Below are 20,681 nucleotides of genomic sequence, written 5' to 3' on the forward strand. Positions count from 1 at the left end.
CCCTAAACTTTAGGGGGTATTTTTTATCCTAATTTATTGACCAACTTTAATGGTAAAACCTTCATAGCAATACTCATTGGTAACCACGGCCACTGTGGCACATAAGCTTTTACAGGTTGTTTTTCGATAGCTTTTACTAAAGCTTTACATCCTGTTTTGGCGTCAACTTCAAAAGGTAAATGTTTAGCACCTTCATTCATTTCGGTACGGATATAACCCGGAAAAATGGTGGAGACTTTAATTGGGGTATCCAGTAATTCAGCACGAATACCCTCGGCCAAGTGAGCAACTGCAGCTTTACTTGCTGCATAAGTCGATAAATGTTTTGGTAATCCACGCATCGCACTCATGGATGACATCACCACCAAATGACCGGCATTTTGCTCTCTAAAAATTTCAGTTGCTGCTTCACACTGCGCTAAAGCAGAAATAAAGTTTGTTTCAGCTGTGGCTCTGTTAATTTCAAAATTACCTTTACCAATACGACGACCATTTCCGACTCCCGCATTTACAATAATTCGATCTAAATAGCCAAATTCTTGTTTAAAGGCGCGAAATACTTCAAAAACCTGATCGTAATGAGTTACATCCAGACTTTTTGCAATGACTTTAATACCGTACTGATTTTCAAGTTCCGTTTTTAAATCTTCCAATCTGTCTAAACGGCGTGCACAAATCGCTAAGTTATAGCCTTTGGCTGCAAATTCATGCGCCATACCCGCGCCCAATCCAGAACTTGCACCTGTAATTAAAATTGTCTTTGCCATGCTTTTATCCTTATTTTAAATCCATGTCAGTAAATCTGGACGTTCAGCTTTTATAAAATGATGTTCATTTAAACTTAAAACCTGAGCTTCATTTCCAACCAAACGCAAAGTCGTGAGACTTGTATTCGCGATTGCCCAATTCAAGGCAAAAGTTCGATTAGGGCTCAGTTCAAGCAATTTTCCAATTGCTACAGAAATCACACCACCAGAGGTAAAAACGACTGCATAGCGAGGTTTGGTTTTTGCTAACTCATCACAAAGTTGCTGCAATGCTGTTTCGACTCTTTCTTTAAAGTGTGGCCAAGACTCATCATACTCATGATGAAAATCGCCATCTGTCCATCGTCCAATTGCGCCTTCAAATATTTTGGCAAGATAAGTACGCGGGTTTTGTTCTTGTGCAACATCAGCTTTTAAAAGTTCAGGTTGTTCAAAACGCGGTTCATAGCGGGCAAAAACCTGCTGATGATTAAACTCATTCCATAAATTATTATGATGAATTACCGCATCTGGGAAGCATTCATTGAGTGCGAGCTTTGCTGTTTGCTCGTGGCGCTGCATGGTTCCTGCAACCACATAAGGTTGTTCTTTCAATATTTGCTTAAAATATTGGCCTAATAAAGTCGCTTGAGCTTCACCATTTTCAGACAGCTCATCATAGTTACTTTTACCAAACGATGCCTGTCCATGCCTTACCAGATAAATTGTGGTCATCTTCTTAAAATACCCTGTATTTTCTGTAGAGATTGCTGAGCAAATTCCGATTCTTGCAGTTTTTGCTGGGCGATAAGTTTTAAAGCTCTGATATGTAGTGCATGGATCACTATCCAGAAATCTTTAAAAGCAGGGTTTCGGGTTTGTTTATGGTAATAACGATAATAGATTTGCTGGGCGATCACTGCTAAACGGAATACACCGAAGACTTCATAAAAAGCCCAATTTTGAGGGTCCAGACCTGTTTTTTGCAAATAATAGCCAACGACTTCTTTTCGAGAGAACATTCCCTTTAAGTGAGTCGGCTGACGTCGTGTTGATCTAAAAATCATATTATCCGTTGGCTCAACCCAATAGGCCAAAGCACTGCCCAAATCCATTAATGGATCCCCCAAGGTCGCCATTTCCCAATCCAACACCCCAATCACATCTGTTGGATGCTCTGGATCTAAAATCACATTATCAAAACGCCAATCATTGTGAATAATACAAGTCGTCGAGTCTTGAGGGATATTATCGTTTAGCCATTTTCGGACATATTTAAATGAAGGAACGTTGATTGTGCGGACTTTTTCATAGCGTTTATCCCAACCTTCAACTTGTCTACGACAATATCCTGTTCCTTTGCCTAGTTCAGCTAAAGGCGTGTTCTCATAGGGAACTTGATGTAGCTCAATCAACTTATCAATAACATTTACACAAAGCTCATGAACATCTTCTTCATTAAAGCCAAGCTCAGGCGGTAATTTTGCACGAGGAATAATACCTTCAATGCGTTCCATGACATAAAAATCACAGCCAATGACCGATTCATCCTGACAAAGTGCCACCATTTTAGGAAGCACTGGATAATAAGGGGCCAAATTTTTCTGCACCATATATTCACGGGCCATATCGTGGGCTGACTTCGCTTTTGTTCCTTTTGGGGGACGTCGCAAAATTAAATCGGTATTTTCATATTTTAAACGATAAGTCCAATTCGACGCCCCGCCCGTATATTGAGTAACGACTGCTGGGCCAACCAACTCAACCCCTTGGTTTTTTAACCAGTTTTCAACTGCCCCAATATCAAGTTCTTCACCTTCACGTACTTCACCGCCTACATCAATTACCGACATATTCACTTCCTTTAAACTTATACTTTCTTATGACGACCATAACCACGTTTGGCCAACTCTAATTTGGCAATCATGCCTTTATGTACTTCATCTGGACCATCAGCTAAACGTAAACTGCGTGCTTGGGCAAAGAAACCCGTTAATGGCGTATCTCTTGAAACGCCTGCACCGCCATGTAGCTGAATCGCCATGTCGACTACTTTTTCTAAAACACTCGGAGCGACCACTTTAATTGCAGATATTTCTGTTAAAGCAGCCATATTTCCTAAAGTATCCATTTTATAAGCAGCATACAAGGTTAAAAGTCTGGCTTGATCTATGGCGACTCGAGCATCAGCCACGCGTTCGAGGTTTCCGCCAAGTTTTAGAATTTCTTTGCCAAACGCCGTTCTAGACATACCTCTATCAATCATAAGCTCTAAAGCTTTTTCAGCAGCTCCAATACAGCGCATGCAATGATGAATACGCCCTGGCCCTAAACGACCTTGTGCAATTTCGAAGCCTTGCCCCGCTCCACCAATAAAGTTTTCAATAGGCACTCGAACATTATTAAAATGAACCTCACCGTGTCCATGCGGTGCATCATAGTCGCCAAACACAGGTAACATCCGTTGAATTTCGACACCTGCGGTATCAATCGGTACTAAAACCATGGAGTGTTGATGATGGCGGTCTTTGGTTTTATCTGGGGTATGCGCCATAAAAATAATGACTTTAGCATTTGGGTCACCTAAACCAGACGACCACCATTTTTTGCCATTTAAAACAATTTCATTACCGTCGATGAGTGCAGTCGCTTGCATATTGGTTGCATCGCTTGACGCAACATCTGGTTCAGTCATACAAAAAACAGAGCGAATTTTTCCGTCCAATAATGGCTCTAACCATTGCTGTTTTTGCTGTTCATTACCATAGCGCCATAACAATTCCATATTTCCTGTATCTGGTGCATTACAGTTAAAAACGGTTGGTGCCAATAAACTGCGGCCAGTCAATTCAGCAATATGCGCATATTCTTGAACTGATAACCCTGCACCGAGTTTTTCATCGGGTAAAAACATATTCCAAAGACCAGCTTGTTTAGCTTTAGTTTTCAGAGTTTCTAAAAGGTCTGGCCATTGCCATTTTTTCCAGTTTCCATCTGGATTTAGCTCATGAACCTCTTCCCAAAATTTTGCTTCGACAGGTTCTATTTCTTCTAAAATAAATTTTCTTGTTCGCTCAGCAAAATCTTGAGCTTTCTTTGAAAGTTCAAACATTCTTTTTTCCTTCACATCATTATCTGGTCTTTACATCAACATAACTTGAAACTTAATATGAATGAAATGATTTTATTAAATAACACCTCATGAATAATATTCATAACTTACATGGCCTAGATCTAAGTTTTTTCCACCGGATTGATATCAATTTATATCCGCTTTTTATCGCGATTTATGAACAAAAAAGTATTTCGAATGCCGCAAGTAGCCTTAATATTACGCAGTCAGCAGCAAGTCATGCTTTGCAGCGTTTACGCCAGCAACTTGAAGATGATGTATTTATACGTGTAGGCAATAAAATGTCTGCCACTCCTTTTGCAGAACAGATTTATCCAACTGTGAAGCAAGCACTTTTAACCATTCAAAATATTAGCCAGCAGAAGCATGTGTTCGATCCAACAAGCTTAAAAAACTTAAAAATCGCCGTGCATGATGAAATTGAGCCGATTATTCTTCCAAGACTAGCTCAACATTTTCAAAATCTTAATTTAGATTTGCAGTTTGTGAGTATGAAACTCGATCGAAAACATATTATGACTGACTTAGCGACACAACAGCTCGATTTCGTGATTGACCTAGAACAATACTTATCTCCAAAAATTACCTTTGATCATTTGGTAACAGATGAGTTTGTCATTTGCAGCCAACTTAAAGAAGTCGATTTAGCTAGTTATATCAGTGGGCGGCACATTGGTGTTTCGTCACGCCGTACGGGCGCTTTACTTGAAGATATTTATTTAAACCAACACCAAAAAATTTCAAGAAATGTATTTATGCGCTGTCAAAACTATTCAACGGCGTTACAAGTTTTGGGAGCTCAAGCCGACGCAATACTCACCATGCCTCGAATGATTTTACAGCATTTGTCTTATAGTCATGAAATTTGCTTACATTCTCTGCCTTTTGAGATAACCAATATTAAAATGGGTATGTTTTGGCACGAAGATTTAAGGGATAATTTAAGACATCAATTTCTGCGACATGAAATTATTAAACTTTTTCAGTAAAGCAAATTGATCTACTAAGCTTCTATCGTACAAGGATCAGTAATGAGTAAAGATGAACGGATAATCCAGAATCAGGACAACAAAAAAACGATTCGTCATGAAGATTACATTGCTGGTATTGGTAAAGGCATGGCGATTTTAGATAGCTTTAGTAGTAATCAACATCGTTTAAACATTTCTATGGCTGCTGAAAAAACTGGGCTTACCCGAGCAGCAGCAAGACGTCATTTATTAACTTTAGAATATTTAGGTTATCTTGAGTCAGATGGTCACTATTACTATTTAACTCCGAAAGTTCTTAAATTTTCAGGAGCTTATTTAGGTGCAGCCCAGCTTCCGAAAGTATCTCAGCCTTTATTAAATCTGTTAACTAACCAAACTTCTCTCATTTATTCGGTGATGGTACTTGATGGTTATGAAGCCATTACTATTGCTCGTAGTGCGGCCCACCAACAAACTGACCGTGTAAATCCATACGGCTTACACTTAGGTAACCGTCTGCCTGCTCACGCGACATCTGCGGGTAAAATTTTACTGGCACATTTAAGCCAAGAAGAACAATTGGACTGGCTCCAAAAATATCCTCTTCAGCGTTTAACTAAATATACGCATGTCGAAAATGATAAATTTTTAGAGTTACTACAAGAGATTCGAGAACAAGATTGGTGTTATTCGCGTGAAGAACACGAATTAGGAGTTCATGCGCTCGCCGTACCAATTTATGGACAAGACTTTAAAGTGGTTGCAGCTTTAAATATTGTTTCTCCAACTATGAAAACAACTGAAGAATATTTAATTCAACATATTCTGCCTTTATTGCAAGAGACTTCGCGGGATTTAAGACAAGTTCTTTAAATCTTGCTTAGGCTATTTCATAGGGTTAATTTTATTGTTTGCTTAGACTATTTGAATAGATTGAACGTTCCCAAATGAATGCTTAGGCTATTTCTAAAAGTAATTGAAAGGGATTTTCAAATAGCGAATACCATTCGCTTCAGGTTCCGGAAAATTTCCACCATTCATATTAATTTGAATTGAAGGCAAAATTAATTTTGGCATTGCCAAAGTAGCATCTCTTTCTTGACGCATTTTGATGAATGAGTCCTTGGAAACTCGTCGATTTAAATGAATATTGCTTTGTTTTTGGGTTCTAATATCTGTTTGACAGATATATTCATCACGACCTTCGGGCTTATAGTCATGGCATAAAAACATGCGCATATTGTCGGGAAGTGTATAAATTTTTTGTACCGAATCATAAAGCTCAGCAGCACTTCCTTTAGGAAAGTCGCATCTGGCCGAGCCGTAATCGGGCATAAATAAAGTATCACCGACAAAAACAGCATCGGCAATCACATAGCTTAAGCAAGCGGGTGTATGTCCTGGTGTAGGAATGTTATAGGCTTCTATATCCCCTATTTTGAAATGTTCATAATCTTCAAACAAATAATCAAAGGGCTGATTTTCATTAAATTTCTTAAAATCAAAATTATAGATAGCCGAAAATGTTTCTTGTACTATCGAGATTTTTTGACTAATCGCAATTGTACCGCCCAATTTAGATTTTAAATATTGAGCCGCAGTCATATGGTCTGCATGTACATGGGTTTCTAAAATCCATTGCACTTTGAGATTTTGCGCCAAGACATAATCGACAATCAGATCAGCATTGGTTTTTTTTGTAGTGGCCGATGCGGCATCGTAATCAAGCACGCTATCAATAATAGCGCATTGAAGAGTCGCTAAATCCGCAACAACATAGCTAAAAGTATTGGTGTTTTCATCAAAAAAATCTTTTACTAGAGGTTGTTGCATAGGCTTAATTTCCTTTATTTAAAATTCGGTAAATAAACATTCCTAATAACATTGCGACAATAAAATAAAGCGCTTCAAAATGTCTTAATCCAATCAAAGTTAAAGCGGGCGCTGGACATATACCTGCTATTCCCCAGCCTATACCGAAAATAAAAGCACCCACAATTAACCTTTGGTCAATCTGTGTATTCGTTGGTAATTGAATTTTCTCATTAAAAAGCGTTTTAGGAGTTTTTATAGCCTTTTGAAATGGAATAAATGCCACAGCAATAGCACCTAACATTACAAACATTAAGCTAATATCCCACTGCCCAAAAATATCTAAAAAACCTAATACCTTTTCTGGATTAGACATGCCAGAGATCATTAAACCTAATGAAAATAAGCTACCAAATAAAAAAGCAAAAATGTTTTTCATAGGATTACCCCATCACATGACGAATGATATAAACCGTTAACATGCCAGCAAACATAAAAACTGCTGTCGCTATCATCGAGCGTTTTGATAACCTGCTCATACCACAAATACCATGACCACTTGTACAACCCGACCCTAACCGTGTTCCAAAGCCTACAAGTACACCTGCTAGAATAAGTGCAAATGTATTAGCTTTAATTTCAATTTCAGGCTGATAAAAATAACCATATATGAAAGGTGTAATCACAAGTCCTGCAATGAACCAGAATGCCGAACTCTTAAAGGTGTCTTTAGTAGGATTGATGACTTGAGCAAGCAAACCACTGATTCCGGCTATACGGCCATTTATATATAAATACCCAACTGTTGCGATGCCTAGTAATAAACCACCAAAAAAGGCATAGACAATATTTGACATATAACCACTCTTAACAATATATGTTTTTATAATATGTATTATACGCTGATTCTTTTAGAAATACTTAATATAAAACTTTTGAGTTTATAATTCTTCTTAACAAGAAAAAGCCCCAAGATTTTGGGGCTTTTATCATTAGATTAGATCTTTAATGCCTAATTGTTCAGGTAACTTTTCCATAACCTTATTCAATCTATTATTTGCTGGAGAGATACAACCTGTGTAATGGCTTAATTTAGTTTCTGTGCCATTAGGTTGAATCCAAGTAATGTAATAGCTAGACATGTCGGTCGCTGTTTGCTGGCAACCCGCAGTTTTTGATTGTGTACCTGTTTCAGGGCGATAAGTTTTTAGATCATCTGCAAGTTTTTTATAATCTTTAACGCTACCTTGAATTTCTTTAACACCTATAGCTTTAGTGTATTGTTTACCTTCAAAGCGAATTAAACCTGTAGGTGTTACTTCTACAGAATAAATCGGACATGCGCCAAAACATGGGCTAGAAGCATAGCGAATTGTCTCTTGTGTATTCGGTGCTTGCTGAACAGAAGCACAACCCATCAAAGCTAAACCAGATAAAGTTGCAAGAACCAAAAATCTCATTACATCACCTATTATTATCAAGTGGCTTTAATTTATCAAATCATACACTTCTTGTCATTAAAGACTATTTTTTGTGATTTTATTCATTATTTAACTTTTAATTTTGCTTAGGCTATTGAGCAAGATAAAAACATTTTCTTTCACCCATAAAAAAAGGCCCATCTTTCGATGAGCCTTAAGCCATAAAAGCTTAAATTCCTGAAATACAAATTATTACTGGATAGTAATAATCTGCGTCGACCATTCTAGCGCAACCCAATAAATTATATAAATATAATATAAGTATATATTTAAGCTCGTTTTTCCAACAAAAAACACCGTATTTTTAATGTTTAAAACTTAATAATGTTTATTTTTAATTAAAATTCACAATGTTAAGTTAAACAAAACTTAATAAAAGTTAAGGTTTTATTTATAGGTAAAACATCCTAAGGAACTGGTCAATAGTTAAGCTATATCTAGCGTTCAGGCTGAATTGACCATAAGACTATTTCAAGTTTAGCAACAACATCAAGCACTTTTTTACTATTTGGTAAAGCTATCTAGTTAAAAATATAGAATTTACTTTTACTCTTTTATATAAAAAATATATTAAAGAGTAAGGCAAAAGAGAAATACTCTCTTTTGCCTTTCTTAATTATTGTTCTAAGCTATAAGCGATCACATAATCACCATGATCAGGTGATTGACGTGCTCCACCTGCGGTAACAACCACATACTGTTTACCTGTTTTAGGTGAAACATAGCTTATTGGTGTTCCTTGGCTACCTACTGGCATGCGTGATTTCCACAGTTCCTTACCTGTAGATGAATCAAATGCACGTAAGTAGTAATCTTGTGTTGCAGCAAAGAAAACCAAGCCACCTTGAGTTGCCATCGGCCCGCCAATTGTTGGCATACCGATCGGTGCTTTTAAGCCCATCTTAATACCCATAGGCCCAGTATCTTCTACTGTACCTAATGGTACTTGCCATGCAACTTGACGAGTTTTCATGTCAATTGCAGTCATGGTGCCAAATGGTGGTTTCTGACATGGAATTTTTAACGCCGACATAAAGCGGTTTTTATTCACTTTGTAAGGTGTACCTTTCATTGGCACAGCGCCCATACCTGTGTTTACTTTCTCTCCACCATTCGCCTGAATCTTAATATCTTCAGGAGTTTGCTCCATCAATTGAATCCACAAACCAAGGCGCATATCGTTCACGAACATATAACGATGAGTCGGGTCAAAAGCGATGCTACCCCAGTTCATACCACCCAAAGAACCCGGGAAGCTTAAAGAAACATCAGTGCCCGGTGCAGTAAATAGGCCTTCGTAACGCATTGACTTGAAGTTAATACGACACATCAATTGATCGAACGGCGTTGCACCCCACATATCTGACTCAGTTAAAGTCTGATTACCAATTTGGGGCATTTCAACTGAACGAGGTTGAGTTAAGCTGTATTGTTCACCTGGAATATTGGCAGGTTTAACTGGTTGTTCAATCACTTTAGTCAGTGGTTTACCCGTTACACGGTCAAGAACAAAGAATTGGCCTGATTTGGTTCCAATCACAACAGCTGGTTTAGTCGTACCATCTTTTAATGGGAAGTCCACTAGACTCGGTTGCATTGGTAAGTCAAAGTCCCATAAATCGTTATGAACAGTTTGATATACCCACTTCTCTTTACCTGTTGTCGCATCAAGTGCTAACACAGAAGTATTGTATTTGTGATCTAATGGATTACGGTTACCCCCCCAAATGTCGACAGATGAACTACCCATAGGTAAGAACACCGTATTCATTTGCGGGTCATATGACATTGCAGCCCATGAGTTTGCTGAACTACGTTTATAGGTTTCACCCGGTTTAAGAACATAGTTAGGGTTTGGATTACGCGGGTCAAATGCCCAGCGAAGTTTACCCGTAATTACGTCATAACCACGAATAACACCACCCGGCATATCTGCGGCCACGTTGTCGGCAATACGGCTACCCACCACAATAGTTGTTCCAGCAATAGTCGGTGCAGAAGTCACTTCAAAACGCGGAGCTTTTGTTCCAGCGCCAAGACCTTCTAGCAAATCAACCGTTCCATTTACACCAAAATCAGCACAGCGCTGGCCGTTATCTGCATTCACCGCAATTAAACGACCATCAGGTGTATTGGTATATACACGGCGTGGACATGCCGTATTGGTTGCAACCGCAGTTACTGCATTTGCACCAGCTAAAGTTGGTTGTACAAGCGGTTTTGTTGAATCAAAGTATGCAACACCGCGGCAACGTTCCCAAGCATCGGCTGTAGAGTTCACCTCAGCTTTCCAGAGTTGTTTGCCTGAGTCGGCATCTATCGCAAAAATATTGTTATGTGGTGTACATAAAAAGACTTTATTTCCAACTTGTAGCGGAGTCATTTGGTCTTCGGCACCATTACCACTACCCGTTGTAAAGTCGCCCGTTCTAAAGCGCCAAGCTTCTTTTAGTTTATGAACGTTATCTCGGTTAATTTGATCGAGAGCAACAAAGCGGCTACCACCTGCATCATTACCATAATTTTCCCAATTTACCTGTTTTTTAGCAGGATCAACTGGTACTAAAGGTAGTTTTTCACCTGAACTTGCTACTGTTGGATGCGGTTGGAACATTTGATAGAGCGCAATCAACATACCTACAACAACTAATCCACCTACCGCATAAGATGAAGATGCCAAGCTCGTTTGAAATTGGTAACGTCGGATTGATGGCAAAGTAAATAGCAAGGCAGCAAAAAGACCGGCAGGAAACATTAAGCGCGAAAATAACGGCCAAAATTCCCATCCAGCATCAACAAATGACCAAATTATGGTACCAACAAAAACAGCCGCAAAAATCCAGACACCCAACGCTTTTTTTCGGAAAATACTAATTGCCGAAATGGTTATAAACAGTCCTGAGATAAGGAAATACCAAGAACCGCCGAGTGATACTAGTTTTCCACCACCTACGATGTAAAAAACACCAGTAGCCAATAAAACTAGACCTAATATAAAACACCATATTTTGAATAAGATATGAAACTTAGAATCTGACTCAGACATAGATCCTACTCCACATATACTGAACCCGAATAGTTCAAGCATTTGGGCCAGTTAAACTATGTCTAACCAGCCATCAATATTGTTAAAAATTGACTTTCACACTAAGACCAGCCACCCAAGCATCATCAACCTCTTTTACACCAGCAGGTTGATGAATATATTGAATGTTTGGACGTAACATGACGGCCGGAGACCATTGATAGGTATAGTTCAACTCGACATTTAGTTCGTCGTCTTGAATTGGAATATAGTCAGATGCAATCGAATCATAGCTGTAATATCCACGACTTTCATTTGTTGCGATCTGTTTATCTTTAGCACGGTCATTAACTACATAATTGGCTATACCAAAACCAATCGAATCATTTGGACGGCTATCAAATGGCCCCTTATACCAAAGAGCAAGTTGTTGCGTACTTTGAACAAAAGTCGTTGCCTTATCATTTACAACGCCATTAAAACTTACATATAAACCGCGTTTCGGATCTTCGCCTTTATTCGTCAGTTGTTGTTGTGCATTAATCCAGAAACTTTGTTTCCCGTCATGCACTTTACCGGCAGTTTTAATATCATTTGCTTCGGCGGTTGAATACAGTGCACCTACTTTATATTCACCCGGCAAGCCATTAAAGGCAGCAAGTTTTGGTTTCCATGCAAGTTCAACTGGTATGGTGGCGCCCTTCACATTGTTCATATCCAGATTAAAACCATCACTATTTGATTCGGTTTTAATGTTGTCTGGATTGACCTCATACACACCCAATCCCAAAGTCCATTCAGGCGCAAACTGATATTTAACGTTTGTCGCCCAAACACCGACTGGTGAGTTATACCAAATTGAACCGATTGATTTTCCTAACTGCCCACCGCAAAGCAATAAGTTCTGAAATTCACATTGAGAACTATTAAAGTCCTCTGACATCCCCATACGACCAAATTTGACCTGTACAGTATTATCAACAAAACCCTTCTTCACCCATGCTTGAGACAGACGCCAGATTTTACCGCGTCCGTAAATCTCTTGAGCATTGCCCAATTGGCTAGAACGTGGATCTTTAATACGCTCCAAAGTGAGCGCATTACCATCACGTTTGGTCACGACTAGGCTTGCTGTTGTATCTTTCCATCCAGCAATTTTTTCTAAATCTAGGTTTGCACCTAAAGAAAGTTGTGCAGCATTTTCAAAAGTATTGCTGTCGTTGTAACCACCATCTAAATTTGTAGCACTTTGGCTCATAATAGAAGCTGTAAATTTATAGCCCTGCTGCTCTAATTGCTGGCGTTTTCCATTCCAGTCACCTAGCAACCATTGACGGTCTTGTGACCAAGGCTCATTCGCGAGCGCAAATTGGCTACCTAATACAGCGAGCGTTAAAACACTCAATTTCATTAAATTTGGCATTTCAAGTCCCTTTTATCATTTCTATATTTCTATGCTGCGCCTCATATGAGGCGCTTTCCTTATTGTTATTTAACACTTGTAAAACCAAGCTCAGATGTTGCGCCAAAACGATCAGTAATATTCGCTGTAATTGAGGCAACTTTTACAGACGGCTTCCAATTCGCTTTTGCGATCCCTTGTGCATCTGTAGCAACAGTTATTGCTCCTAAATATTGCTCAGCTTCTTTTGATGACGCATTTTGATTACCAAAAAACTCAACTTGATAGCGTTGGTTTGGTAATCCATTAATTTCTACAGCAACTGAACCTTTATTAACGGTTAACTTAGGTGCTTTAATGCCCTGATTCGGCTGAGCATTACAGTTTTGTTGATTTGGTTGAGTACATGTTTTTTGTTGCTTAGATGGATCAACCACTACGCCACCACCACGAGAACCGACAAAACCTTCGTGTTCAAGTGCAGGTACACCAAATACAATTGCACCTAAACGCTGATTTGGTATACATGAACCACCTGCTTCACAGCGTTTAATATCTTTACCATTGTCCCAAATCAGGTTTTTAGTCAATGTAATTTTTGCATTTGCATCTTTTTCCGAACGAATAGCAACACCAATACGGTTACCATGTACTCTATTGCTATCAAGAATGTTGCCATCGCCTGTCATGTTGAAGCCAATCGAGTTATTGGTCATTTCGTTGTAAGCAATATAGTTACGCTTACCCCAGTTGATCTGTAAGCCATCCGAGTAGTTTTCGAATTTATTACCGACCACGGCATTGTCATTACCCCACAAGATTTCAATACCTTGTGATGGTTCAGGATTTGCTTTAGTTGAAACAAAATGGTTATTTGCAATTAAGTTAAATGCAGCACCACGTGTCAGTTCTAAACCATCACCATTGTCTTGGAAAATGTTGTCTAAAACTTTATTGTTATTGGTCGTGGTTGCAGTTGGGTTACCTTGCCCATCATCACCAGTAAGCATGACACCAGCACCACCGTAATTATTACTAATACGGTTATGTTGAATAAGGTTATTGCTTGAACGGTTAACCAATACACCAATACAAAAACGATGGATGTCTAAACCTTTTAAAGTGACATTGTTGACGTCACGTAGTACCAATCCCGGTAAAGTCATGGTACGGACATTTGTTCCGTATTGTTCAGGGTTAGCACCAGGACAAGCTTTTGCACCTTCGCCTTTAATATAATTTGATCCATCAATTGCGATGTATTCACCAGTTTTATCCCACTGGGTACCAATAATTTTGACAGGTGCTTTAATTTCAGGAAGTGCGCTATTTAATTTAATCGCGTAAGGTGCTTTGCCTACCGCCTGAATCAAGATCTCGCTCGATTCACTTGAATTCGCATTCGCTTGTTCAATTGCCCAGCGTAAAGAACCTTTATTGCTATCATCTTGATAACGGTCAACAACATAAGTTTGTGCCGCAGTAATTCCTGAAACCATCAAACCTAATGCAAGAGTAGTTAAACGTAATGTATTCATTTCATCATATCCTTATGATTTATGGGTTTGTTGGTTGAACGGTTTTTAAAATCTGTTTGAGCTTAGTCACATCAATTTGTCCTGGTGCGGAAGCCTCACCAATCATGCCAAAGCTATAACTTCCGCCCATGTTGGCAGTCGCAACACGAGAAATCGTACCTAATTGTCCCATCGACATCGTTAACAATGGTTTAGTGGTTTGCTGACTTACTTTTAAAGTTGCGTTCATTAAAGTGAAAACGTCTTGTTTAGATTTTGGCATTACGGCAATTTTGAGAACATCTGCCCCCATTTGATCTTGTTTTAACAAGCGTTTTTCAATTTCATCTTGGCTTGGCGTTTTTTGGAAGTCGTGATTAGACATCACAATCAACACTTTCTTTTGATGTGCTTTTTGAACAATTTCTGAAACTACTTTTTGATCACGGAACATTTCAACATCTAACCAATCCATGAACGGATTTTTTAAATAAGCCTGATAAGTCTTACCATAATCAGCATCGCTAATTTCAAGCTGACCACCTTCGTTTTTAGTACGAATTGTGGCGATTAGTGGCTTATTACCTAGAATCTTTTTTAATTCATGCCCCAATGCAATCACTTGTTTTGTATCACTCGCAAAACTGAGTAAGTCGATACGGAACTCTGCCAAATCAGCATCTGCTGTATTTGCAATGACTTGAGCTTGTGCTAAAGCTTGTTCTTTAGTTTTTGCTGTAATTGGAACAATTGTTTTAACTGCCGTAGTCGCAGGTTGTGTTTGAGTAGCTAAAGCAACAGGTTCAGCATTCACCTGTGCTGTAAAAAATGGGAGTGCAAGCAAACTTAAGCTTAATAATGTTTTCATTTTCATCTCTTTCATACCGTCCTTTAAAAAGGCTACACGCATCCATGGACAATCATGTGTAGCCTTAGGTGTTTCTTAAATATCAAAAAATACTGTTTCGTTATCGCCTTGAATACGAATATCAAAGCGGTAAACAATTTCACCATTTTCTTCAAAACGTTTTGCAATAAGAGTTTGGCGACGCGGTGCCCACTCAATGCTATTTAAAATTGGGTCATTGCCATTTGCCTCAGCTTCATCCTCAAAATAAACACGTGTATGAAGACCTAAGTTAATACCGCGAGCGAAAATCACTAATGCAATATGAGGTGCTTGAGTTGAACCTTTACGACCGGCTGTAGCACCTGGCTTAATTGTATTAAAGCTCCAGATACCTGTTTCAAAGTCAGCACCAGTACGGCCCCACCCCTGAAACGCAGGATCAGCTTTTTGCTCACGCGTATCTGCCTGACTTGGGTAAATACCATTCGCATCGGCTTGCCAAATTTCGATCAGCACATCGCGCAGCGGCAAACCTAATCCGTCAAATACCTGACCTTCAAGACGAATACGCTCGCCTTTGGTTTGGTCTTGTACTAACTGGTTATTAAAGTTGTTTTCAAATACTTCGATATTTGCTTGTTGTGGCAACAAACCAATGTGAACGTAAGGACCACCTGTTTGAGATGGAGTTTCTTTTAATTCCTGAAAATTCCAGTTATTCATGCTCGTGCTCCCGATTAAGTCAATTCGTTTTCGAAGTAAGTCGCTCGACGACCACGTAAAGTGATGTCAAAACGGTAACAACGGCTATCAGCTTCGATAAAGTTGTTTTTATCTTCTAGTGCAATCAATGCACGACGTTGATCTTCAGAAGGAATCGTTTTTAAAATCGGGCAAGTGTCAATGAGCGTATCGCCTTCAAAATAAAACTGCGAAATTAGGCGCTGAGCCCAACCATCAGCAATTAAAGAGAAGTGAATATGAGCTGGGCGCCATTCATTAATACGGTTACGCCACGGATATGGACCTGGTTTAATGGTACGGAAAATATAAAAACCATTTTCGTCAGTTAATGTACGACCACAACCACCGAAGTTAGGGTCCATTGCACCAATAAACTTATCGTTTGGATGGCGATAACGACCAGAAGCATTGGCTTGCCATACTTCTAAAAGTGCATTTTTAACAGGACGACCAAACTGGTCACGGACATAACCATGAACAATGACACGCTCACCAATTGGTAAACCATCTTTGGCATAGTTCAAAATCAAATCGTTATCTTTTGGGCCAAACAAATTTGAAGAAAAATGCGGTGAAGTAACTTCAGTTAAAGTCTCATTAATAGAAATCAATGCATTTTTTGGCGAACGTAAAACACTTGTCTTATAACCTTCTGCATATGCAGGTGGATGGTCTTCTGTATTACGTTGGGCGTAAGCACCCCAGCTATGTTGTGACATCTTTATCTCCTTAATCCTGTTCTTTTGCTGCAACTGAGTTGACTTCTATTCCCAACTCTTTAAAGACTTCTTCGGCCATATGCATTGCAGCATTTGCAGCAGGTAAACCTGCATAGAGCGAGCTATGTAAGATCAACTCTTTTAAATCTTCTTTAGTTACACCATTGTTGAAACAAGCACGTAAATGCATGCGTAGTTCATCTTCGCGGCCAAGCGCCAATAAAATTGCGATCGTCACTAAACTACGTGTATGACGCGGTAGGCCCGGACGAGACCACACCTCACCCCATGCGTAACGGCTAATAAAGTTTTGAAAATCTTGGTTAAAGTCATTTAAGTTTTGCAAAGACCGACCAACATGCTTTTCACCCAAAACTTCAGTCCGCACTTCAATGCCTTGTTTATAGCGTTGTTCATCATTCATTGTGATAGACCTCTATTAAGTTGCATCGGTATGCGCAACAAGTGATTTAACAAATACAGCAACAGCCGCAGCAGTCGCTGGAATTAGTAATAAACTGAGAATGGCAGTAAACGACCAATCATTACCGAGTAGTACGGCACCAATCCAAGCACCAAATACCGCACCAAAACGGCCGATACCTGTCATCCAAGACACGCCAGTTGCACGGCACTGCGTTGGATAGAAACGAGCGCTTAACGCAGGCATTGAAGATTGCGCACCGTTAATTGCGATACCCGCACAAAGCACCAATACTGCAAGTAATGTTGAATTTCCTAAGCTTTGACCAACAGCAATCGCAAATAGACCTGCAGCAAAGTAGAAAATAGCAATCACTCGGTTCGGGTTGAATTTGTCCATCGCCCAACCAATAAACAAAGCACTTACCACACCACCAAACTGGAACAATCCACCGATAAATGCAGCACGCTCCATTGAGGCACCTGTTTCACGCATAAGCGTTGGTAACCAGCTTGTAAGCAAGTAAACAACCACGAGCCCCATGAAATAGGTCAACCAAAGCAAAAGTGTTCCTTTTGCATATGGTTTAGAAAACATAATTCCAAAGACATTTTTCTTTTGAGCTGTCTCGGTTTTCTCTTCAGGTACGTGAAACGCAGTCGTATTTTGAACTTGAGTTGGTGCGATATGATTTAAGATTTTGCGTACTTTTTCAGGATTCTTACCTTTAACAATTAAAAAGCGGTAAGACTCAGGTAAAACCAAAATCACTAAAATCATTAAGATCAAAGGTGACCAGCCGCCAAGTAAAAATAGACTGTGCCAACCGTAAGTCGGGATAAGCCAGCTACTAATAAAACCACCGGTTGCCATACCCAAGTTGTAACCACAGAACATACAGGTCACGAGTAATGAACGAATGCGTGTTGGACAGTATTCAGAGAATAATGTGGTGGCATTTGGCATCGCTGCACCAAGTCCAATACCTGTCAAAAAGCGTAAAACGACAAGGCTATCTAAGTTGGTTGCATAAGCAGATGCCAAGGTGAACCCACCAAATACAAGCATCGAAAAAGCCAGTACGATTTTGCGACCAAAACGGTCAGCTGTTGGGCCAGAAACCAAAGCTCCAATAATCATTCCACCAAGTGCAGCACTCATCACTGGCCCTAACTGAGAGCGATCAACTCCCCAGTCTTGTGCCAATGCTGGAGCAATAAAACCCATTGCAGCTGTATCGATACCGTCAGTAAAAATAATTAAAAAACAGATGATGGCGATCATCCATTGATACTTACTGAGTGGAGCATCATTAATTAATGCTTGAGCATCGATACTTTTATTTGGTGCAGCGTAATCCTGAGACGCCATATTTGCCTCCTTAAGGCCAATTCCTTTTAAACTACTAAGCTATTAGATTTGCTGAATAAACCTAGTCAATTCCTGAGTAAATCTTTGCGGTTGCTCAATATTAGAAAGATGAGATGCTTCTAATTTAGCAATTTGACTGTTCTTAATAGCATTCTGCATAAACTCAGCATCTGCTACTGTGGTCACTGGATCTGCCGTTCCTGCAATGAGCAATACTGGAACTTGGATTTGTGTAATTTCATCTCTTAAATCAGCATCTGCTAAAGCACGACAAGCATTGGCATAACCTTGTGTCGGTGTGTTTGCCAGACTTTGAATCGTCGTTTGTGCAACCACATTATGTTGATAGTCGAATTTTTCGCTAAACCAACGTGTATGCGTAGTTTTAACCAATTCAGCTAGTCCATTTTGTTCTACTGATTCTGCGCGACTCAACCACGCCTCAGCCTGTCCAATTTTTGCCGCCGAATTTGCGACAGTAATGCTTAGAAAGCGCTCTGGGTAATGGATAGCTAACCAAAGCCCTGTAATTCCGCCCATTGAAATGCCACAAAAATGAGCTTTCTCAATATTTAAGGCATCTAAAATATCAGCAACATCTTCGCCTAAATTTTGTAAAGATGTTTCAGCGATCACATCACTCTCGCCATGACCACGTGTGTCGTATGTAATGACATTAAAATGACTTTTTAATTCACTTACCTGTGATTGCCACATACCATGGTCTGTGCCTAATGAATTAGAGAAAATAAGCACAGGAGCGTCTTTTAAGCCGTCGGTATAAACAGCTAGCTGTTTTCCTTGGCGATTGCTAATAGTCTGTTTCACTTTGGCTCTCCTTGTGCTTCTTGCAAAACTGCATCAATCTGTTGCTGAATATTGCCTAAATAGTTTTCTGGTTTGAAAATATCTTGTATTTCTGCTTGGCTAAACTGTCCTTTCACTTCGTCTAGTTGGCTAACAACATCAAACAAATGCTGGTTTTGAGCCACGGCTGTTTTACAAGCTGCTTCAACAACATGATGAGCATTTAAACGTCCAATTTTTGGAGCAAGTGCCATCATCACAGCCTCTGCCATAATTAACCCGTTGGTACACTCAAGGTTCTGTTGCATATGTTCAGCATTCACTTCAAAACCTTGTAAAACTTCACCAGTACGAGTTAATGCTCCAGCACAAAGCTGAAAGATTTCTGGAACTGCTAACCATTCTGCATGCCACGCGCCTAAGCTACGCTCATGTTCCTGTACCATGCTTTGATAAATGCTAGACATAAGTGCTGGTACACGATTCGCCGCGGCTAATACGGATGCTGCCGCAACTGGATTACGCTTATGAGGCATGGTTGATGAACCACCACGACCCTTCGCAGTTGGCTCAAACAACTCTGCAATTTCAGTTTGCATCATCAGTGACCAATCACGTGCCATCTTGCCCGTATTCCCGACAATCATGCCAAGCACGCTTGCAATTTCCACAATACGGTCACGCTCACCATGCCATGTGCTTGTCGGTGCAGTTAGATTCAGTTGCTGAGCAAATGCACTGACCACCAGCGAACCTTGATCTTGCAAAGAAGCTAATGAACCCACAGCACCACCTAACTGAGCAGTAAGTACACGTGACTTCATTGCTTGAATACGATCCAAATCACGTTTAAATGCAGAAGCCCAACGAGCAAGTTTATGTCCCAAGGTAATTGGTAAAGCTTGCTGTAACCAAGTACGCCCAATCATGACTTGATGGCGATATTGCTTAGCTTGCTGTAATACAGTCGCATAGCATTGTTGAAGTTGATCTTCCACAATGTTCAACGCATCACGGCATTGCAAAATACAAGCTGTGTCTAAAATATCCTGACTGGTTGCCCCCCAATGCACATAACGCGAAGCATCTTCATCAACATCTTTAACAATTGCTGTAAGCTGTTTTACAAATGGAATTGCGATATTTCCAGCTAAGCCAGTTGCGACAGCCAAAGCTGAAAAGTCAAACTTTTCTAATGCCTGCTCAGCTACTTGGGCAATGGTATTAGCCGCATTTTGAGGAATCACACCAACTTGTGCCTGTGCTTGCGCTAAGGCAACTTCAACCTCAATCATGTATTTGATTAAAGATGAGTCACTAAAGATGTCAGTGACGTCTTTTTGATAAAACAAGCTGGCATATAACTGGCTCATGATTAAACTCTCTCAATAATCAAAGCAATGCCTTGGCCCACACCAATACACATTGAACACAAAGCGTAACGCCCCCCTGTTTGCTCAAGCTGGTTTAGGGCTGTTGTCACTAGGCGTGCACCTGATGCACCAAGTGGATGACCCAAAGCAATGGCACCACCATTTGGATTCACCTTGTCAGAATCATCTGGCAAACCTAAATCACGGGTCACGGCCAAAGCCTGAGCAGCAAAAGCTTCATTTAGCTCAATTACATCCATTTGCTCTAAAGTCAGGTTGGCTTGTTTAAGTAATTTTTTAATGGCT

At 39.8% G+C, this 20,681-nt stretch carries 20 protein-coding genes and 1 pseudogene; 2 read left to right on the forward strand and 19 right to left on the reverse strand.

What is annotated here, in order from left to right; genetic code table 11:
- Window positions 1–23 precede the first annotated feature (23 nt).
- The 4 genes from AW165_RS17950 to AW165_RS17965 are packed head-to-tail and all read right to left on the reverse strand — an operon-like array spanning window position 24 to window position 3,858.
- Window positions 24–767, reverse strand: a complete 744-nt coding sequence (locus AW165_RS17950; protein WP_060466631.1) for an SDR family oxidoreductase — start codon at window positions 765–767, stop codon at window positions 24–26.
- A gap of 15 nt (window positions 768–782) precedes the next feature.
- Window positions 783–1,481, reverse strand: a complete 699-nt coding sequence (locus AW165_RS17955) for a histidine phosphatase family protein (RefSeq protein ID WP_060466632.1) — start codon at window positions 1,479–1,481, stop codon at window positions 783–785.
- A complete protein-coding gene (locus AW165_RS17960) occupies window positions 1,478–2,599 on the reverse strand; it encodes a phosphotransferase family protein (RefSeq protein WP_060466633.1) in 1,122 nt (373 codons plus the stop codon). The genes AW165_RS17955 and AW165_RS17960 overlap by 4 nt, the downstream gene beginning before the upstream one ends.
- Window positions 2,600–2,616: 17 nt before the next feature.
- On the reverse strand, window positions 2,617–3,858 hold the full coding sequence (locus AW165_RS17965) for an acyl-CoA dehydrogenase family protein (protein ID WP_060466634.1): 1,242 nt from the start codon (window positions 3,856–3,858) through the stop codon (window positions 2,617–2,619).
- 89 nt (window positions 3,859–3,947) lie between these two features.
- Between AW165_RS17965 and AW165_RS17970 the strand changes: the two genes are divergently transcribed.
- Entirely contained in the window at window positions 3,948–4,868 is a 921-nt protein-coding gene (locus tag AW165_RS17970) for a LysR family transcriptional regulator (RefSeq protein ID WP_032006304.1), read from the forward strand.
- A 42-nt stretch (window positions 4,869–4,910) separates the two neighbouring features.
- Window positions 4,911–5,723, forward strand: coding sequence for an IclR family transcriptional regulator PcaU (gene pcaU / locus AW165_RS17975; protein ID WP_002120879.1), 813 nt, complete (start codon window positions 4,911–4,913; stop codon window positions 5,721–5,723).
- Window positions 5,724–5,816: 93 nt separating this feature from the next.
- Here the strand turns inward: pcaU and AW165_RS17980 are convergent, their stop codons facing one another.
- From AW165_RS17980 to AW165_RS18050, 15 genes and pseudogenes are all read right to left on the reverse strand, one after another.
- The gene (locus AW165_RS17980) at window positions 5,817–6,683 is read right to left on the reverse strand and encodes an MBL fold metallo-hydrolase (protein ID WP_060466635.1); all 867 of its coding nucleotides are present in this window, start codon (window positions 6,681–6,683) and stop codon (window positions 5,817–5,819) included.
- Between the two features lie 4 nt (window positions 6,684–6,687).
- Window positions 6,688–7,101, reverse strand: a complete 414-nt coding sequence (locus AW165_RS17985; protein WP_060466636.1) for a DUF6691 family protein — start codon at window positions 7,099–7,101, stop codon at window positions 6,688–6,690.
- Between the two features lie 4 nt (window positions 7,102–7,105).
- Window positions 7,106–7,519 (reverse strand): YeeE/YedE family protein, encoded by a 414-nt coding sequence (locus tag AW165_RS17990; RefSeq protein ID WP_005069081.1) that lies wholly within the window; start codon window positions 7,517–7,519, stop codon window positions 7,106–7,108.
- Window positions 7,520–7,654: 135 nt separating this feature from the next.
- Complete coding sequence (locus AW165_RS17995; RefSeq protein ID WP_014206923.1) at window positions 7,655–8,113, reverse strand: DUF6438 domain-containing protein; 459 nt, start codon at window positions 8,111–8,113, stop codon at window positions 7,655–7,657.
- Window positions 8,114–8,759: 646 nt separating this feature from the next.
- Window positions 8,760–11,189 (reverse strand): glucose/quinate/shikimate family membrane-bound PQQ-dependent dehydrogenase, encoded by a 2,430-nt coding sequence (locus tag AW165_RS18000; protein ID WP_060466637.1) that lies wholly within the window; start codon window positions 11,187–11,189, stop codon window positions 8,760–8,762.
- Between the two features lie 82 nt (window positions 11,190–11,271).
- Window positions 11,272–12,591 carry a carbohydrate porin gene (locus AW165_RS18005; RefSeq protein WP_060466638.1) on the reverse strand — a complete coding sequence of 440 codons (1,320 nt, stop codon included), beginning with the start codon at window positions 12,589–12,591 and terminating at the stop codon, window positions 11,272–11,274.
- Window positions 12,592–12,656: 65 nt separating this feature from the next.
- Complete coding sequence (locus tag AW165_RS18010; RefSeq protein ID WP_060466639.1) at window positions 12,657–14,108, reverse strand: right-handed parallel beta-helix repeat-containing protein; 1,452 nt, start codon at window positions 14,106–14,108, stop codon at window positions 12,657–12,659.
- A gap of 19 nt (window positions 14,109–14,127) precedes the next feature.
- Window positions 14,128–14,955, reverse strand: a complete 828-nt coding sequence (gene aroD / locus AW165_RS18015) for a type I 3-dehydroquinate dehydratase (RefSeq protein WP_081410726.1) — start codon at window positions 14,953–14,955, stop codon at window positions 14,128–14,130.
- A 75-nt stretch (window positions 14,956–15,030) separates the two neighbouring features.
- A complete protein-coding gene (pcaG, locus tag AW165_RS18020) occupies window positions 15,031–15,660 on the reverse strand; it encodes a protocatechuate 3,4-dioxygenase subunit alpha (protein WP_060466640.1) in 630 nt (209 codons plus the stop codon).
- Window positions 15,661–15,674: 14 nt separating this feature from the next.
- Complete coding sequence (pcaH, locus tag AW165_RS18025) at window positions 15,675–16,400, reverse strand: protocatechuate 3,4-dioxygenase subunit beta (RefSeq protein WP_060466641.1); 726 nt, start codon at window positions 16,398–16,400, stop codon at window positions 15,675–15,677.
- Between the two features lie 10 nt (window positions 16,401–16,410).
- Entirely contained in the window at window positions 16,411–16,824 is a 414-nt protein-coding gene (pcaC, locus tag AW165_RS18030) for a 4-carboxymuconolactone decarboxylase (RefSeq protein WP_005306044.1), read from the reverse strand.
- 15 nt (window positions 16,825–16,839) lie between these two features.
- Window positions 16,840–18,195: an MFS transporter gene (locus AW165_RS18035; protein WP_060466642.1), complete on the reverse strand. Its 1,356-nt coding sequence runs from the start codon at window positions 18,193–18,195 to the stop codon at window positions 16,840–16,842.
- 42 nt (window positions 18,196–18,237) lie between these two features.
- Complete coding sequence (gene pcaD / locus AW165_RS18040) at window positions 18,238–19,023, reverse strand: 3-oxoadipate enol-lactonase (protein ID WP_060466643.1); 786 nt, start codon at window positions 19,021–19,023, stop codon at window positions 18,238–18,240.
- Window positions 19,020–20,375: a 3-carboxy-cis,cis-muconate cycloisomerase gene (locus AW165_RS18045; RefSeq protein WP_060466644.1), complete on the reverse strand. Its 1,356-nt coding sequence runs from the start codon at window positions 20,373–20,375 to the stop codon at window positions 19,020–19,022. Before AW165_RS18045 ends, pcaD begins: the two co-directional genes overlap by 4 nt.
- A gap of 2 nt (window positions 20,376–20,377) precedes the next feature.
- Window positions 20,378–20,681 (reverse strand): annotated as a pseudogene (locus AW165_RS18050) (acetyl-CoA C-acyltransferase); the annotation flags it as partial.

The organism is Acinetobacter sp. LMB-5 (assembly GCF_001541635.1).
Taxonomy (GTDB): domain Bacteria; phylum Pseudomonadota; class Gammaproteobacteria; order Pseudomonadales; family Moraxellaceae; genus Acinetobacter; species Acinetobacter pittii.

Bases quoted from the DNA above. Each gene is read 5' to 3' on its own strand.
- AW165_RS17950 (WP_060466631.1), bottom strand. From the start codon at position 767: ATGGCAAAGACAATTTTAATTACAGGTGCAAGTTCTGGATTGGGCGCG.
- AW165_RS17955 (WP_060466632.1), bottom strand. From the start codon at position 1,481: ATGACCACAATTTATCTGGTAAGGCATGGACAGGCATCGTTTGGTAAA.
- AW165_RS17960 (WP_060466633.1), bottom strand. From the start codon at position 2,599: ATGTCGGTAATTGATGTAGGCGGTGAAGTACGTGAAGGTGAAGAACTT.
- AW165_RS17965 (WP_060466634.1), bottom strand. From the start codon at position 3,858: ATGTTTGAACTTTCAAAGAAAGCTCAAGATTTTGCTGAGCGAACAAGA.
- AW165_RS17970 (WP_032006304.1), top strand. From the start codon at position 3,948: ATGAATAATATTCATAACTTACATGGCCTAGATCTAAGTTTTTTCCAC.
- pcaU (WP_002120879.1), top strand. From the start codon at position 4,911: ATGAGTAAAGATGAACGGATAATCCAGAATCAGGACAACAAAAAAACG.
- AW165_RS17980 (WP_060466635.1), bottom strand. From the start codon at position 6,683: ATGCAACAACCTCTAGTAAAAGATTTTTTTGATGAAAACACCAATACT.
- AW165_RS17985 (WP_060466636.1), bottom strand. From the start codon at position 7,101: ATGAAAAACATTTTTGCTTTTTTATTTGGTAGCTTATTTTCATTAGGT.
- AW165_RS17990 (WP_005069081.1), bottom strand. From the start codon at position 7,519: ATGTCAAATATTGTCTATGCCTTTTTTGGTGGTTTATTACTAGGCATC.
- AW165_RS18000 (WP_060466637.1), bottom strand. From the start codon at position 11,189: ATGTCTGAGTCAGATTCTAAGTTTCATATCTTATTCAAAATATGGTGT.
- AW165_RS18005 (WP_060466638.1), bottom strand. From the start codon at position 12,591: ATGCCAAATTTAATGAAATTGAGTGTTTTAACGCTCGCTGTATTAGGT.
- AW165_RS18010 (WP_060466639.1), bottom strand. From the start codon at position 14,108: ATGAATACATTACGTTTAACTACTCTTGCATTAGGTTTGATGGTTTCA.
- aroD (WP_081410726.1), bottom strand. From the start codon at position 14,955: ATGAAAACATTATTAAGCTTAAGTTTGCTTGCACTCCCATTTTTTACA.
- pcaG (WP_060466640.1), bottom strand. From the start codon at position 15,660: ATGAATAACTGGAATTTTCAGGAATTAAAAGAAACTCCATCTCAAACA.
- pcaH (WP_060466641.1), bottom strand. From the start codon at position 16,400: ATGTCACAACATAGCTGGGGTGCTTACGCCCAACGTAATACAGAAGAC.
- pcaC (WP_005306044.1), bottom strand. From the start codon at position 16,824: ATGAATGATGAACAACGCTATAAACAAGGCATTGAAGTGCGGACTGAA.
- AW165_RS18035 (WP_060466642.1), bottom strand. From the start codon at position 18,195: ATGGCGTCTCAGGATTACGCTGCACCAAATAAAAGTATCGATGCTCAA.
- AW165_RS18045 (WP_060466644.1), bottom strand. From the start codon at position 20,375: ATGAGCCAGTTATATGCCAGCTTGTTTTATCAAAAAGACGTCACTGAC.